Below are 12333 nucleotides of genomic sequence, written 5' to 3' on the forward strand. Positions count from 1 at the left end.
ACCCTGCGATACTGCTTCCGTCATGTGACCTCCTTCCGACAAAGGGGGTCAGTTCCTCATGTCGTCAGGGGGGTAGTTTTCCATGGCGCCCGACAGGGGTCGGGAACGAGCACTCGGGCGATTACGGCATCGGTCCTGTCATCACAGGGCAGACCGGCGTTCTGGCAATTAGTTGGAGCGGCACTCGAGTGCGCGGCTTCTGGAACGGTGTGCCTTATCTCGACGAAGCGCAATCAGGGGCACCGGCGCTCAATCTCGACATTGGCATCGCCACGCTTCTGAAGAACACCGGCGTCACGCCAGGTGAATGGCGAGGGTCCATCTATCGCGTGGCCGCTCTGCAGGAAGCTCTTACCCTCGAGCAGGTGGCCGAAAAGTCGGCTTTATGGCTGGAGGCCGCATGACCGCCTACACGCTCACCGTCGCCGGGATCTGCCCTGTCGCCCACCGGGATGCCGCGAACCGCATGCTCGCCGGCATGCAGCACGGCCCCGCCAACTTCTCGGTCGAGGCGGGCCCGGATCCCGACGGCCCCGCCACGCACCTCGTCCTGGCCGCGCCTGCCATGCTCTCCTTCGCCGAGGACCTCGCCTACATCGAGGCGGGGATCGACGGGATCGAGGGGGAGGAGCAGGCGTCGATCGCCGAGGTGCTGGCGCAGGTCAAATTCGCCTTCGCCCCGCGCGCGGGGCATGCCGACACAGGGCAGGAGCTGCTCGCGGGGCTGATGGGGGAGGCGGGGCTGGTGCAGATTGCTCCGAGCGATGCCCCCTGACCGCCACGGCGCGCCCGGCGCCTCGATGATCGCCGCCCTCCTGCTGACCATCATCGGCCTGCTGGGTGGCATCCTGTGGGCGCTGTGGCCGTCCGCCTATGTGATCGATTACGACCGGGGCGGGCGCATCGGAGCACGGGCTGCGCTGATCCGGGCGGAGGTGGAGCCGGCGGAGATCCAGGGCCGCTGCATGAGCGCCTGCACGATGCACCTGGCTACCGGCTGTGTGCATTCCGGCGCCCGGCTGATCTTCCACTTGCCGACCCCGGACACGCAGCACTGGCGGGAGGTGTTGGCCGGGCACTACCCGCCAGCGATTGCAGCGTGGTTCCTGTCGCTGCCTCTAGGTATGGTGCCGATGGAGATGACGGGGGCCGAGGTGATCAGGCTCGGGGCGCGGGAGTGTCCTCTGTCGCCCTGAGCGCGACGAGGCGCTGAAGCCAGCAGCTTCGCGCCGTCGAATCTCCTGCACCCCGATGATCACATGTATCGCTGGCGATACAGCCAGAGGTTGCGTATCCTCTTCCGGTGGAAGTCGGAGCTGTTGAACATGGAAAGCCGTGATCCCGAGACCTGGCGGCCGTCCCCCGTGGTCTGGATCTGGGCCCTCATGTGCTGGTCCGGGATCGCGGCGCTCGTCTGGGGGTGGGTGGCGGATGACGAGCAGCTGAGCCTGATGGATTGCGAGAGTCGCCAAGCCGGCGGCCCGGCCGAGACCGGCTGATCGCGCTAGGTCGGGTCCCCCCGCCGCCCCGGCCACTTCGTGAACCCGTCGGCCGCGGTGCCGCGCTCCGGCTCGCCGGGCTCCTTCTCGCCGGGTCGGGGCGCTAACTCCCACCTTACCTAGCGCCAAGCCACCTGACCGCCTTTCCGGCGCCACTTTCGTCCGCGTCTGCTTGAGGGCAATGGAAGTGGAGGGTGCCAGAATGGAAGTCTTCATCAGCTTCATGAACGGCTTGGGGATCATGGCCCTGGCTACCGGATCATACGCTTTGGTCCAGCGCCGACGCTGGCCACGATACATCCGTCACCTGCTCCTCGGCCTCGTGTTCGGGATCGGAGCGGCCTTCGTGATGTTCAACACGGTGGAGGTCGCGCCCGGCGTGATCGTCGACAGCCGCAACCTCTTCGTCGCCTTCTCGGGGGCCTTTCTCGGGCCGATCGGCGCCGCGGCTTCGCTCCTCGTCGCCTGTGGAACGCGGCTGATGATCGGCGGTAGCGGGGCGATGATCGGCGTCGGGTCGATGGTGATCGCTGCCTTCATCGGGCTTCTCTGGAACCCGAGCAGCCTGAAGGCTGTCGCGCTCAAGTGGTGGCGGTTCCCTGTCATGGGGCTCAGCATATCGCTCGCCCTCGTCGTGGTGTTCCTGCTGCCCGCGGCCCAGCGAAACGCCGCGCTGGAACTGGCGGTCCCGGCTCAGGTCCTCTTCAACGTTATCGGGGCCCTGATCTTCGGAGCCATGATCGAGCGTGAACGGTCGCTGACCAGGGAGCAGCGCGACCTCCTCCGCGAAGTGCTCACGGATCCTCTGACCGGCGCGCTGAACCGTCGGGGCCTGGTCACGCGGTACCGTGAGGCCGCCGCGCTGAACGACGACCGGGGAGCCGCGATCCTCGTTCTCGATCTCGATCACTTCAAGGCGGTGAATGACCGTCACGGCCATGATGTCGGAGACAAGATCCTGAAGGCGGTCGTCGAGCAGACACGGCTCGCCCTGAGGTCGAAGGACTCCGTCGCGCGCTTGGGCGGGGAGGAGTTCGCCGTGCTTCTGCCAGGTGCAACCCGGATCGACGCGCTCCGGGTTGCCGAACGCGTCCGTATGCGCATCGGCGAGATCGTCCTGGTCGACTGCCCCGAGCTGGTCGTCACGGCAAGCGTTGGGGTGGTCACCTTCGGGCAGGTGTTCCCGGAGCTCGAGCCGGCGATCGCCATCGCTGACAGTGCCCTGTATACGGCGAAGGATCGGGGGAGGAACCGGGTCGAGTTCGCGGACTTCCCGTTCTTGGCCGACGGGATCTAGTGCTGCCCGAGCTGGCAGGAGACGGCCTACCGGCTCAGCAGCTTTCGGACTGCCGAGATGATAACCTCGTGGCTTGACGGTTTCGACAGGATCACGGGCGAGAGTCTTCTGATCCACTCGCCGCTGAGGTCCGCTGCTCCCGTATACAGCAGGAAGGGCACCCCGAGTTCTGAGCACCGGATGGCCGCAGCCTCCGACGTCCCTCCATCCGGCATGAGCAGGTTCAGAATGGCCACGTCTGGCGCGTGTTCCGCGAGGATCGTGATCGCCGTGCCTACGTTCCCTGCCGGAACGCTCTGCCAGCCGGCATCTTCGATCATGAGCGACAGGTCGAGCAACAATAGCAGCTCGTCTTCCAGTATGAGGACGCGCGTCTGATCCATCGTCGCCCTCGGAATGCCGCGCGGCACCGACCTCGCGCCACCGCGACGTCTACGCGCGCCGTCGGCGAGTAGTTTCCGGGAATTCAGGCATTCGCAAATTTCGGGGCGCCCGCAGTGCGACCCTAGATCGAGGCGACGAACGATCGTGATGCTGTGTCGCTAACTGAGCCGCAGGGCGCTCGCCAGCCGCCACGCGAGGAACTGGTCCCGCGCGCGGTCGATCACCGGCCCGGTCAGCTCGGTGTCCAGGTCTCCACTCTCGATCTCGCGCAAATCGTCGACCGTGATCCCGAGTGCCCGCGCGGCGTCGATCTCCGACCACCCCGCAAGCCGACATCCGGCGCGGAACTGCCAGCGTTTCATGCTCCACTCTCCCGTGGGGGAGCGTTGCCTGTGAAGGGGTTAACGACTGGTTAACGAGCCGTGGACCGGTCGTCGAAGCCTGGATGCCGGTGATCGTTCTCGACGGTGTGGGGCGGGGGACTGACGCGCCAGCGCCGCTCGTCCAGCCGCGCAATGGCCCTCCGCTCCTCCGGCGTCGCGTGGGCACAGACCCGAACGTGGTTCCAGGCAGCAGTCAGCAGGGACCCAGGCGGATGGCTCTGAACCTCAAGGCTGCTCCAGTGTCGCCCGCAGTGCGGGCATCCCATCAGCCGGTCCTCGAACGTCCTCAGGGGGCCGTCGGCCTCGAGGATCTCGGCTCGAGCTTCCGCTCGATCTCTCAAGACTGCGTCGCTCGGCATTTCAGGACCTGCTTCGGGAGGCGTCATCGCGTGGGTGCCGCCCATCCGATCTAGAATCGCATGGCCTCGAGATCACCCACGATCCGGGAAACGCTCCGTTCTGAGCCCAACCGGGGAACTGCCAGCCAGACCGGTGGCCGTGGCCCATGGAGCCGCCGCGCGCCGGCCTTACGAGCAGGTGTCAGGTCGTCGCGGAACGGCCGCGCGCCGGTCGTGGCCAGACCGGTTCGCCTCCGAAGCCGGAATGGCTGTGGTCGTTGTCCACGATGAAGCCCGGCCGGCTCGTCCGCCATTCGTCCTCGTCGAGGCGGGCGATCGCGCGGCGCTCCTCCGGGGTGGCCCTGGCGCAGGTCGCCTCGTGGCTCTCCGCCGTGATGATCATCGGCCCGATCTGCCCCTGCTGCTCGTCCCGGGCGTACCAGAAGCGGCCGTAATGCGGGCACCCGACCAGCTGACCCTCACGCGCCAGCCGAAGTCTCAGGCTCGGGATGCCCGGCAGCCGCTTCAGCGCGCTCTCCCGCAGGATCATGTCGTATTGCACGGCCAACCCACCCGATCACTGACGGCGCGGGTGACCTATAGGCACCCTCACCGCGGTCCGGCAAGGAGTATGGCGGAATCGTGGCAGCTCGGAGGCGGAAACAATCCGTTGCTGCTTAGTTTTCGACACAGGCGGGCGCGGGCTGCGACACCGATGTTTCGCAGGGCAGCGAGTGATCCGCTCAGACGGCGAGCTCGAAGTCCGGAAAGGCCGCGACGAAGTGCGCGGCGTCCTCGAGGCTGACGAAGTGGAGCGCTATCGCGTCGCCGCGCAGCATTCGCGCGGAGCCATGGCCATGCCGGTCCGGCAGCTCGCGGCGCAGCCACTGGATCGCCTCGACAAGGCGCTGGCCGAGACCGGTCGGCGGGACGCGGATCTTCACGCGCACGGGGAAGTTGAGGTCGAGGTCGGGGCGGGAGCTGCGGCGGGGCATGGGGCGATGTCGCAGCGAAGCCGTATCCTGTCGAGGGGCACTTTGATGCAGGCGCGGGGGGTCGTTAGGTCAGCCCCCTGGCTTCCCCGCTCCATCGCTGGCGCGCCAGCGCGCCGGTGAAGGTGCCGATGAGATCGGCGACGGCCGGGTCGTTGGTCCGCGGCGCGTCGTGGTCTCGGAACCCCTTCATCGTACGGAGGATGCTCAGCCGTTCCTGCCGGATCTCGTCCCGGGTGATGTAGGCCATCGAGAAATCCGGGACCGAGCGCTCCTCGATCTCCTCCATCAGGATGGGGGCGGGGCGCCGTGCCGGGCGTCGAGGTAGATGCGGCCGAAGCATTTCTCGACATCCGACCTCCGTCCCTCCAGCAGCTGGAAGAACATCCCGTTCCGATAGCAGAGGAAGCCGGTGATTTCGTCGCGGAGGTTATTCCTCCGTGACACCAGCAGAAGCTCCCTCCCCGCATCCGGGGACAGCGGCCGGACTGCGGAGCTGACATAGGCGAGCCGGTACAGCATCAATAAACCTCGGCAGGTCGACCTTGGCCAAGCTGCCCACAGGAACAAGGCCCCGAACTCAGCAGGCGAGCGGGTAGATTTCAATGGCGTAGTTCGGCGCGCCACCAAGGCGGCCGATGGCGATGGCGCTGGGGCAACAGCTGTCGCTCAGTTCGCGGCAGGGAGGGGCGGACGCAACGGCCGGACCGCCGGCGATCGATCTGCCCGTACGGGCTATTGTCGATAAAGATCTAGGCCTCGACTTCGATCGAGTTGCCGGGTTCTCAGTTCACGGCGGGGCAGGTTGGGGCTGGCATGGGCGGAGTCGAGAGCCGGGGTGTAGAGAAAAGATTCCAGACATACAGGTCAAGGATTGGGGATCAGTTAGTGGCAATTGAGCCTTAAGGTTTCGGCCAGTCGAAAATTACGCGATCTTTCCTAATCTTCTCGATCCAGTCGTCAAATTCGATACTATTTTGGGATTGTAGTCTGGTCCCTATTATTGTCGGTATAGATAGAGTGCTGATATCAACATTCTTCATCATTGCGCGGCCCGAGAATTCATGACGAAGAAACTCATCTACTTTGCTGCCGTAAGTCGCAACGAGCGTTCGGAAGTTTTCCTCAATCTCATGCGCGGCTGCTTCGCCGTAGCTCTTAGTCTCAGCTAAGGTCGGAATATATCCCTGATGAACGACCTTATTTCTTAATTCGGTCTGCTTTGGCGTGATAGTTTTTGGCGCACCCTTTATGGTCACCAGCCAGACGGCGTGAAAGCCCCCATATTGACGTTCGGACCATCTAACGAAATTTCTCTTCCATGACTCATCGACAAAAGAATGATCAACATCAGCTAAATGAAGGATAAAGCGAAAACAGGTTTCTCGAAATCTTTCTAGGCTGGACGCAAACGCAGTCACGCCTTCTCGAAGATAACCGTCTGCGATTGCGTTCATCCCCAACTCAAAAAGTAGCTCGTACTTCGGTTGCCAAATTATTGTATTGGTTTGGTGACCATTTTGGCATACGATGGTGTAATAGCCCTCATCGTTAAGATTGAGAATCGAAAGCGACATGTCCGGCCACCCATTCTCGTGAAAACATACCGCGCAGGGCAGCAATACCTTCAAAGCTATACTCCATTCCGCGGAAGTCTTCTGTTCGCGGCAATCTCAGTTCGGCCACTCACCTCAAATGACTTTAGGCTGTGTCGAACGAGTTGTCACTATTGCCGGTTCCTTCTCCCGGCCCCTGCCCGTCACGTTGACGAGCTGGCGCCCCGCGCGATTGCGCGCTCAAACCGGGCAAGAAAGTAACCTACGATCCCCATCTCGGCGGTCTGCGGCGACTGAGCTGCCGCCGCCGCCACATAGATTGCCTACGTTGGTTCGTTCCGCCCTGACCTCCGCCCAGCTCGCGAAGATCACCCCCGCCTTGGCCTTCGCCGAGGTCCTCCCCTGGCTCTGCCCCGCCGCAGCTCCCGCGCCGAGCTCGATGAGCTCATCCTGCAAAGCCGGCCGCTCGCTATGGACTGGCCGGCACCGGCCGGGCCGATCGAGGCGCTCGCCTCGGCCGCACTGCGAGACATCGTGCGGGAGCTGCGGGTTTCGTCGCGGCTGCCTCTGAGCGACGTTTCCCGCTTTCACCATTTGTTCCCGTTTCGTCTTGGGAAACTATCCTGGGATCTGCGTTGACTACGCTCGATGGTCGCGAGATTTAGGTTCTGGCGCCGCGAGGCGTGGGGGTTCGAGTCCCTTCACCCGCACCATCGGGACCGGTCGGCCGGGCCGGGTCGCCCCGCCGCGCATGCCGGACCGTCCACGGGGCCCGCCCCCGTGCCGAGGTTCCGCCTTGCGCCGCAATGACCCCCCGCATAGAAGGGCCGCCAGTCAATTGCGGCCGCCCTCGGGGCGGCCTTCATCCATGCCGGACGGCAAGAAGAGGACGCGCCCGAGATGCAAGTCACCGAGACGCTGAACGAGGGTTTGAAGCGCGGCTACCAGATCAAGGTGACGGCCGCCGAACTCGACGAGAAGGTCACCGAGAAGCTGCGCGAGGCGCAGCCCGAGGTGGCGATGAAGGGCTTCCGGAAGGGCAAGGTGCCGCTGCCGATGCTGAAGAAGCAGTTCGGCCCCCGCCTCCTCGGCGAGGCGATGCAGGAGACCATCGACGGCGCCCTGTCCTCGCATCTCGAGGAGACGGGCGACCGCCCGGCGATGCAGCCGCAGGTCAAGATGACCAACGACGACTGGAAGGAAGGCGACGACGTCGAGGTCGACGTGTCCTACGAGCGCCTGCCCGAGGTGCCGGAGGTCGACTTCTCGAAGATCGAGATCGAGCGCCTGAAGGTCGAGGCCGACGATTCCGCGGTCGACGAGGCGCTGGCGAACCTGGCCGAGAACGCCCAGGACTTCGAGGACCGCAAGAAGGGCTCGAAGGCGAAGGACGGCGATCAGGTCGTGATCGACTTCGTCGGCCGGGTCGACGGCGAGGAGTTCGAGGGCGGCGCGGCGGAGGATTACCCGCTCGTGCTCGGCTCCAACTCCTTCATCCCCGGCTTCGAGGAGCAGCTGGTCGGCGTGAAGGACGGCGAGGAGAAGGAGGTCACCGTGACCTTCCCCGAGCAGTACCAGGCCGCCCATCTCGCCGGGAAGGAGGCCGTGTTCACCTGCACCGTGAAGGCGGTCAAGGCGCCGAAGCCGGCCGAGATCGACGACGAGCTGGCCAAGAAGTACGGGGCCGAGGATCTGAATGCGCTGAAGACCCAGATCCGCGAGCGGCTGGGCGCCGAATATGCCCAGGCCTCGCGCGCCGTCGCCAAACGGGCCCTTCTCGACGCGCTGGACGAGGCGGTCTCCTTCGAACTGCCGCCGAGCCTGGTCGAGGCGGAGGCCAACCAGATCGCCCACCAGCTGTGGCACGAGGAGAATCCCGACCACCACGGCCACGATCACGACCGGATCGAGCCCACGGACGAGCACAAGGCGCTGGCCGAGCGCCGGGTGAAGCTGGGGCTGCTGCTGGCCGATGTGGGCCAGAAGGCCGAGGTGCAGGTCACCGATGCCGAGCTGACCCAGGCGATCCTCAACCAGGCCCGCCAGTATCGCGGCCAGGAGCGGCAGTTCTTCGAATACGTTCAGCAGAACGCCCAGGCCCGGCAGCAGATCCAGGCGCCGATCTTCGAGGACAAGGTCGTCGACCACATCTTCGAGAATGCCAAGGTCGAAGAGAAGACCGTCACGAAGGACGAGCTTCAGGCCGCGGTCGAGAAGCTGGAGGCCGACGAGGCGGCCGAGGCCTGATCGGCGTCTCGCCGTTGCGGATCTTCGGGGCCGTCCCTGCCGGGGCGGCCTCTTTTTCGGTGCGGCGCAGGCCGATGCGGCCGGTCAGCCGGCGAGCCGCAGGCTGGGACGGCCCGCGCGCGCGGTCCCCTCGCGGCCTGCCGCGTCACGGAACCAGGCGACTTCCTGTTCCAGCGCCTCGCTGTCGCGGGTGAGGGAGTCGCTCGAGGCCATCGTGTCGTTCACCATCGCCGCATTGTGCTGCGTGACAGAATCGAGCTGGGCGATGGCGGCATTGATCTCGGTCAGGGTGATGGACTGCTCCGACAGGGTGCCGGCCACTTCGCCCACGCCGTCCGAGATCGTGCCCACCCCTTCGAAGATCCGCGCCAGCTCTGCGTTGGTGTGATCGACGAGATCCGCGCCCTCGGTCACCTGGCGGGAACTTTCCTCGATCAGGTCCTTGATCTGCTGGGCCGATTCCGACGAGCGCTGGGCCAGTCCGCGCACCTCGGACGCGACGACGGCGAATCCGCGCCCCGCCTCGCCCGCGCGGGCCGCCTCGACCCCCGCATTCAGCGCGAGCAGGTTGGTCTGGAAGGCGATGTCGTCGATCACGTGCACGATCTGCGAGATCCGGCGCGACGATTCGGTGATCCTCTCCATCGCGGCGGTGACGCGGCGGACGGAGTCGTTGCTGCCCTCCGCCGCGACCCGGGCCTGGCGGGCGGCGTCGGAGACGCCCTTCGCGCTGTCCGCGGCGCTGCGCGCGCCCGAGGTGAGCTGCTGGATCGCGGCGGCCGTCTGTTCCAGCGTGGCAGCCTGCGTCTCGGTCCGCTTGGCCAGGTCGCCGGAGGACGCGGTGAGCGCGGAGGAGGTCTGCGCGAGGCGGGATGAGATGGCGTCGACCTTCGCGATCAGCTCCTTCAGGTTGTCGACGGCCGCGTTGTAGGCAGTGGCGAGGTTGTCCATGTCCGGCAGGGGGCTGGACGCGACGCGGTGATCGAGGTTGCCCTCGCGCAGGAAGTAGAGACCGCGGGCGAGGTTGGTCACCGCCTCCATCCTGGCATCGACATTCGTCGCGACCTTGACGACGCGGGAGACCTGGCCCGCCGCATCGCGCACCGGGGCGTAGGTGGCCTGGATCCAGACCCGGTCGCCTGATTTGCAACGTCGCGGAAAGGTGTCGGAGATGCTTTCTCCCGCCGCGAGGCGGGTCCAGAAGGTCCTGTAATCGGGACTGTCCCTGAACTTGTCCTCCATGAAGATGGAATGGTGCCGGCCGACCACCTCGTCCGCCGTGTATCCGAGGGCGGAGAGGAAGTTGGCGTTGGCCTGCAGGATGGTGCCGTCGGGGGTGAAGTGGATCACCGCCTGGGTCGCGTCGACCATCTGCAGGAGGGCCGCATCGGCCGGGTCGAGTGGGGAAGGGGCCGCGGCGCGCGAGAAGAGGGGCATGGCAGGGTCCGGGTCAGGTCGGGGTCACGCCCCCGTCTAGACCCGGCCCCTTACCGTCGCATGAACCGCTCCGGCGGGCTCAGGCCCCCGTGACACGCCAGACGACGTTGCCCACGTCATCCGCCACCAGCAGCGACCGACCGTCGCCGCCGAGCGTGACGCCGACCGGGCGGCCGTACGCCCATTTCTCGTCGTCCGAAAGGAACCCGGTCAGGATGTCGCGCGGCGGGCCGGAGGGCCTGCCGTCCGAGAACGGCACGAAGATCACCTTGTAGCCCGACAGGGTCGCCCGGTTCCACGAGCCGTGCTGCCCGATCGCCATGCCCTCGCCGAAGCCGGGAAGCGTGCCCTCGGGCACCCAGCAGAGCCCGAGCGAGGCGGTATGCCCGCCGAGCGCGTAATCCGGCGTCTCGGCCTTCGCCACCATGGCGGGGTTCGCCGGTACGCGGTCGTCGACGATGCGGTCCCAGTAGCACCAGGGCCAGCCGTAGAACCCGCCGTCCTTCACGCTGGTCAGGTAGTCGGGCGGGGTTTCGTCGCCGAGGCCGTCGCGTTCGTTGACCACGGTCCAGAGCGTGCCGGTCGTGGGTTCGATGGCGAGCCCGACGGGATTGCGCAGGCCGGAGGCGAAGATGCGCTGCGCGCCGGTGGCGAGGTCGATCTCGTGGATCGCGGCGCGGCCCTCCTCGGCCTCCATCCCCTGATCGCCGATGTTGGAGAGCGAACCCACGCCGGCGAAGAGCCTGGTGCCGTCGGGCGAGGGCAGGAGCGAGCGGGTCCAGTGCCCCTCGGGCCGGAAGGGCGCGATGCTGCGGCCGGGGCCCGAGACGCTGTCCGCCCCCTCGACATAGTCGAAGGCGACGAGCCCGTCGGTATTGCCGACGTAGAAGGTGTCGCCGACGAGTGCCATGCCGAAGGGCTGGTTGAGCCCGGTCGCGAAATCCTTGCGGATCTCGGCGATGCCGTCGCCGTCGGGGTCGCGGTGCAGCGTGATGCGGTTGGCGCTGACGCCCATCGCCCCGGCGCGCTGCATCGTCACCTGCGCGGCATAGTCGAAGGCGGATCGCGGCTTGCCGCGGGCGGGAATCGCCTCGGCCACCAGCGTGTCGCCGTTCGGCAGGACATGGATCCAGCGCGGATGCTGCAGATCGCGGGCGAAGGGCGTCACGGCCAGGCCCGCGGCGGGTGTCGGCATGTGGCTGCCCTGCCAACCCTTCGCGGTCGGCATCTTCAGCGTCATGATCTTCTGCGAGCGCGCCTCGGGGATGTCGGGCGCCCCGCCCATGGCGGGCGGCCCGTCATGGCGGGTGAAGCGGCGGGCGCGGATCGCAGCGGCGCCGATGAGGGCCACGCCGCGGGCGGCGATATCGGAGAGGGCCATCCGGGGCCTCCTGTCGTGGGAAAGCGGTTTACCGGCGAGTGATGCCCGGATCGATGCGGAAAGTCCATCGGGTGGAGCGAACGGTCGACGCGCGGCATTTGGCGGGACGGATCCCAGGAGACCGGCCATGATCGTTCTGACGACCTACGACCGGATGCCCGAGCCGCCGCGCGGCCATGTCCGCGGCCTGCGGGTGCGCCGGGCGCTGGAGGAGGCGGGCCTCGACTACCGCGTCGAAAGCACCCCGTTCCGGGACCGGGCTCCGGACCACCGGGCACACCAGCCGTTCCGCCAGGTTCCATGGATCGAGGATGCGGCTCGGACCGTCTTCGAGAGCGGGGCGATCCTGCTGCATATCGGCGAGAAGGGCGGATTGCTGCCCGCGGGAGCCCGCCGCTCGATCCGAGTCGATCCAGTGGCCCTTCGCGCCGCTGAACTCGGTGGAGATCTTCTCCCTCCCCTGGAGCCTCGTCGCCTTCGAGGGGGAGACCGCCGATCCGGCGGGGAAAGCGCGGTGGGACAAGCTGCTGACGATGCGGCTGGGCGAGCTCGATACCGCGTTTGAGGGACCGCGGCGATTGGCTGGCGGGGGAATTCTCGGGGGCCGACATCCTGCTGGCGGACGTGCTGCCTCCGTGGACCGGTTCGACGGACGGGCGGAGTTTCCCGCCTGCAAGGCCCATCTGGGCGGGGCCACCGCCCGCCCCGCCTTCGCCAGGGTCCGCCGCGACCAGCAGGCACATTTCGCGATGGCGGATTGACGGGAGCCGCGGGCGCGTCCGCCCCCCGGCCGGCCGGAAAACGGCCCCCGCACTCGCG

General features: G+C 66.7%; 17 protein-coding genes. 8 read left to right on the forward strand and 9 right to left on the reverse strand.

Features of this window, described 5'->3' with window-relative positions:
- Positions 1-188 precede the first annotated feature (188 nt).
- The 5 genes from BUE30_RS17585 to BUE30_RS13600 all read left to right on the forward strand — a co-directional run bounded on the left by BUE30_RS17585 (position 189) and on the right by BUE30_RS13600 (position 2796).
- Complete coding sequence (locus tag BUE30_RS17585) at positions 189-404, forward strand: hypothetical protein (RefSeq protein ID WP_139300567.1); 216 nt, start codon at positions 189-191, stop codon at positions 402-404.
- Positions 401-775 carry a hypothetical protein gene (locus tag BUE30_RS13585; protein ID WP_073331968.1) on the forward strand — a complete coding sequence of 125 codons (375 nt, stop codon included), beginning with the start codon at positions 401-403 and terminating at the stop codon, positions 773-775. Before BUE30_RS17585 ends, BUE30_RS13585 begins: the two co-directional genes overlap by 4 nt.
- 25 nt (positions 776-800) lie before the next feature.
- Entirely contained in the window at positions 801-1196 is a 396-nt protein-coding gene (locus BUE30_RS13590; protein ID WP_139300568.1) for a hypothetical protein, read from the forward strand.
- A 63-nt stretch (positions 1197-1259) separates the two neighbouring features.
- The gene (locus BUE30_RS13595) at positions 1260-1499 is read left to right on the forward strand and encodes a hypothetical protein (RefSeq protein WP_073331977.1); all 240 of its coding nucleotides are present in this window, start codon (positions 1260-1262) and stop codon (positions 1497-1499) included.
- Between the two features lie 202 nt (positions 1500-1701).
- Complete coding sequence (locus BUE30_RS13600) at positions 1702-2796, forward strand: GGDEF domain-containing protein (protein ID WP_073331981.1); 1095 nt, start codon at positions 1702-1704, stop codon at positions 2794-2796.
- Positions 2797-2822: 26 nt separating this feature from the next.
- Here BUE30_RS13600 and BUE30_RS13605 read toward each other — a convergent pair whose 3' ends face one another.
- The 7 genes from BUE30_RS13605 to BUE30_RS17590 form a co-directional block, all read right to left on the reverse strand.
- On the reverse strand, positions 2823-3179 hold the full coding sequence (locus tag BUE30_RS13605; RefSeq protein WP_073331986.1) for a DNA-binding transcriptional response regulator: 357 nt from the start codon (positions 3177-3179) through the stop codon (positions 2823-2825).
- Positions 3180-3338: 159 nt separating this feature from the next.
- Entirely contained in the window at positions 3339-3542 is a 204-nt protein-coding gene (locus tag BUE30_RS13610) for a hypothetical protein (RefSeq protein WP_073331990.1), read from the reverse strand.
- A 561-nt stretch (positions 3543-4103) separates the two neighbouring features.
- Entirely contained in the window at positions 4104-4469 is a 366-nt protein-coding gene (locus BUE30_RS13615) for a hypothetical protein (protein WP_073331995.1), read from the reverse strand.
- Positions 4470-4644: 175 nt separating this feature from the next.
- Positions 4645-4896 carry a hypothetical protein gene (locus tag BUE30_RS13620; RefSeq protein ID WP_073332000.1) on the reverse strand — a complete coding sequence of 84 codons (252 nt, stop codon included), beginning with the start codon at positions 4894-4896 and terminating at the stop codon, positions 4645-4647.
- A 64-nt stretch (positions 4897-4960) separates the two neighbouring features.
- Complete coding sequence (locus BUE30_RS13625) at positions 4961-5182, reverse strand: hypothetical protein (RefSeq protein WP_073332005.1); 222 nt, start codon at positions 5180-5182, stop codon at positions 4961-4963.
- On the reverse strand, positions 5182-5415 hold the full coding sequence (locus BUE30_RS13630; RefSeq protein ID WP_073332010.1) for a BLUF domain-containing protein: 234 nt from the start codon (positions 5413-5415) through the stop codon (positions 5182-5184). The genes BUE30_RS13625 and BUE30_RS13630 overlap by 1 nt, the downstream gene beginning before the upstream one ends.
- A 380-nt stretch (positions 5416-5795) precedes the next feature.
- A complete protein-coding gene (locus BUE30_RS17590) occupies positions 5796-6470 on the reverse strand; it encodes a hypothetical protein (RefSeq protein WP_139300569.1) in 675 nt (224 codons plus the stop codon).
- 879 nt (positions 6471-7349) lie between these two features.
- Here BUE30_RS17590 and tig point away from each other — a divergent pair.
- Positions 7350-8696 carry a trigger factor gene (gene tig, locus BUE30_RS13635; protein ID WP_073332013.1) on the forward strand — a complete coding sequence of 449 codons (1347 nt, stop codon included), beginning with the start codon at positions 7350-7352 and terminating at the stop codon, positions 8694-8696.
- A gap of 84 nt (positions 8697-8780) precedes the next feature.
- On the opposite strand, the gene BUE30_RS13640 is transcribed toward tig, so the two are convergent.
- Together BUE30_RS13640 and BUE30_RS13645 are read right to left on the reverse strand one after the other, a co-directional pair.
- The gene (locus BUE30_RS13640) at positions 8781-10133 is read right to left on the reverse strand and encodes a methyl-accepting chemotaxis protein (protein ID WP_073332017.1); all 1353 of its coding nucleotides are present in this window, start codon (positions 10131-10133) and stop codon (positions 8781-8783) included.
- 79 nt (positions 10134-10212) lie between these two features.
- A complete protein-coding gene (locus BUE30_RS13645; protein ID WP_073332020.1) occupies positions 10213-11514 on the reverse strand; it encodes a PQQ-dependent sugar dehydrogenase in 1302 nt (433 codons plus the stop codon).
- A 127-nt stretch (positions 11515-11641) separates the two neighbouring features.
- Here BUE30_RS13645 and BUE30_RS13650 point away from each other — a divergent pair, with 127 nt between their 5' ends.
- Both BUE30_RS13650 and BUE30_RS18170 read left to right on the forward strand, forming a co-directional pair.
- Positions 11642-12079 carry a glutathione S-transferase N-terminal domain-containing protein gene (locus BUE30_RS13650; protein ID WP_212590725.1) on the forward strand — a complete coding sequence of 146 codons (438 nt, stop codon included), beginning with the start codon at positions 11642-11644 and terminating at the stop codon, positions 12077-12079.
- A gap of 70 nt (positions 12080-12149) precedes the next feature.
- Positions 12150-12275 (forward strand): hypothetical protein, encoded by a 126-nt coding sequence (locus tag BUE30_RS18170; protein ID WP_280157197.1) that lies wholly within the window; start codon positions 12150-12152, stop codon positions 12273-12275.
- Positions 12276-12333 lie beyond the last annotated feature (58 nt).

The sequence above is a fragment of the Wenxinia saemankumensis genome (assembly GCF_900141735.1).
Classification (GTDB): domain Bacteria; phylum Pseudomonadota; class Alphaproteobacteria; order Rhodobacterales; family Rhodobacteraceae; genus Wenxinia; species Wenxinia saemankumensis.

Coding starts and splice junctions, on each gene's coding strand:
- BUE30_RS17590 (WP_139300569.1), bottom strand. CDS start 6,470: ATGTCGCTTTCGATTCTCAATCTTAACGATGAGGGCTATTACACCATC.
- BUE30_RS13605 (WP_073331986.1), bottom strand. CDS start 3,179: ATGGATCAGACGCGCGTCCTCATACTGGAAGACGAGCTGCTATTGTTG.
- BUE30_RS13585 (WP_073331968.1), top strand. CDS start 401: ATGACCGCCTACACGCTCACCGTCGCCGGGATCTGCCCTGTCGCCCAC.
- BUE30_RS13625 (WP_073332005.1), bottom strand. CDS start 5,182: ATGGAGGAGATCGAGGAGCGCTCGGTCCCGGATTTCTCGATGGCCTAC.
- BUE30_RS13600 (WP_073331981.1), top strand. CDS start 1,702: ATGGAAGTCTTCATCAGCTTCATGAACGGCTTGGGGATCATGGCCCTG.
- BUE30_RS13650 (WP_212590725.1), top strand. CDS start 11,642: ATGATCGTTCTGACGACCTACGACCGGATGCCCGAGCCGCCGCGCGGC.
- BUE30_RS13610 (WP_073331990.1), bottom strand. CDS start 3,542: ATGAAACGCTGGCAGTTCCGCGCCGGATGTCGGCTTGCGGGGTGGTCG.
- BUE30_RS13590 (WP_139300568.1), top strand. CDS start 801: ATGATCGCCGCCCTCCTGCTGACCATCATCGGCCTGCTGGGTGGCATC.
- BUE30_RS13620 (WP_073332000.1), bottom strand. CDS start 4,896: ATGCCCCGCCGCAGCTCCCGCCCCGACCTCGACCTCAACTTCCCCGTG.
- BUE30_RS13595 (WP_073331977.1), top strand. CDS start 1,260: ATGTATCGCTGGCGATACAGCCAGAGGTTGCGTATCCTCTTCCGGTGG.
- BUE30_RS13630 (WP_073332010.1), bottom strand. CDS start 5,415: ATGCTGTACCGGCTCGCCTATGTCAGCTCCGCAGTCCGGCCGCTGTCC.
- BUE30_RS13640 (WP_073332017.1), bottom strand. CDS start 10,133: ATGCCCCTCTTCTCGCGCGCCGCGGCCCCTTCCCCACTCGACCCGGCC.
- tig (WP_073332013.1), top strand. CDS start 7,350: ATGCAAGTCACCGAGACGCTGAACGAGGGTTTGAAGCGCGGCTACCAG.
- BUE30_RS13645 (WP_073332020.1), bottom strand. CDS start 11,514: ATGGCCCTCTCCGATATCGCCGCCCGCGGCGTGGCCCTCATCGGCGCC.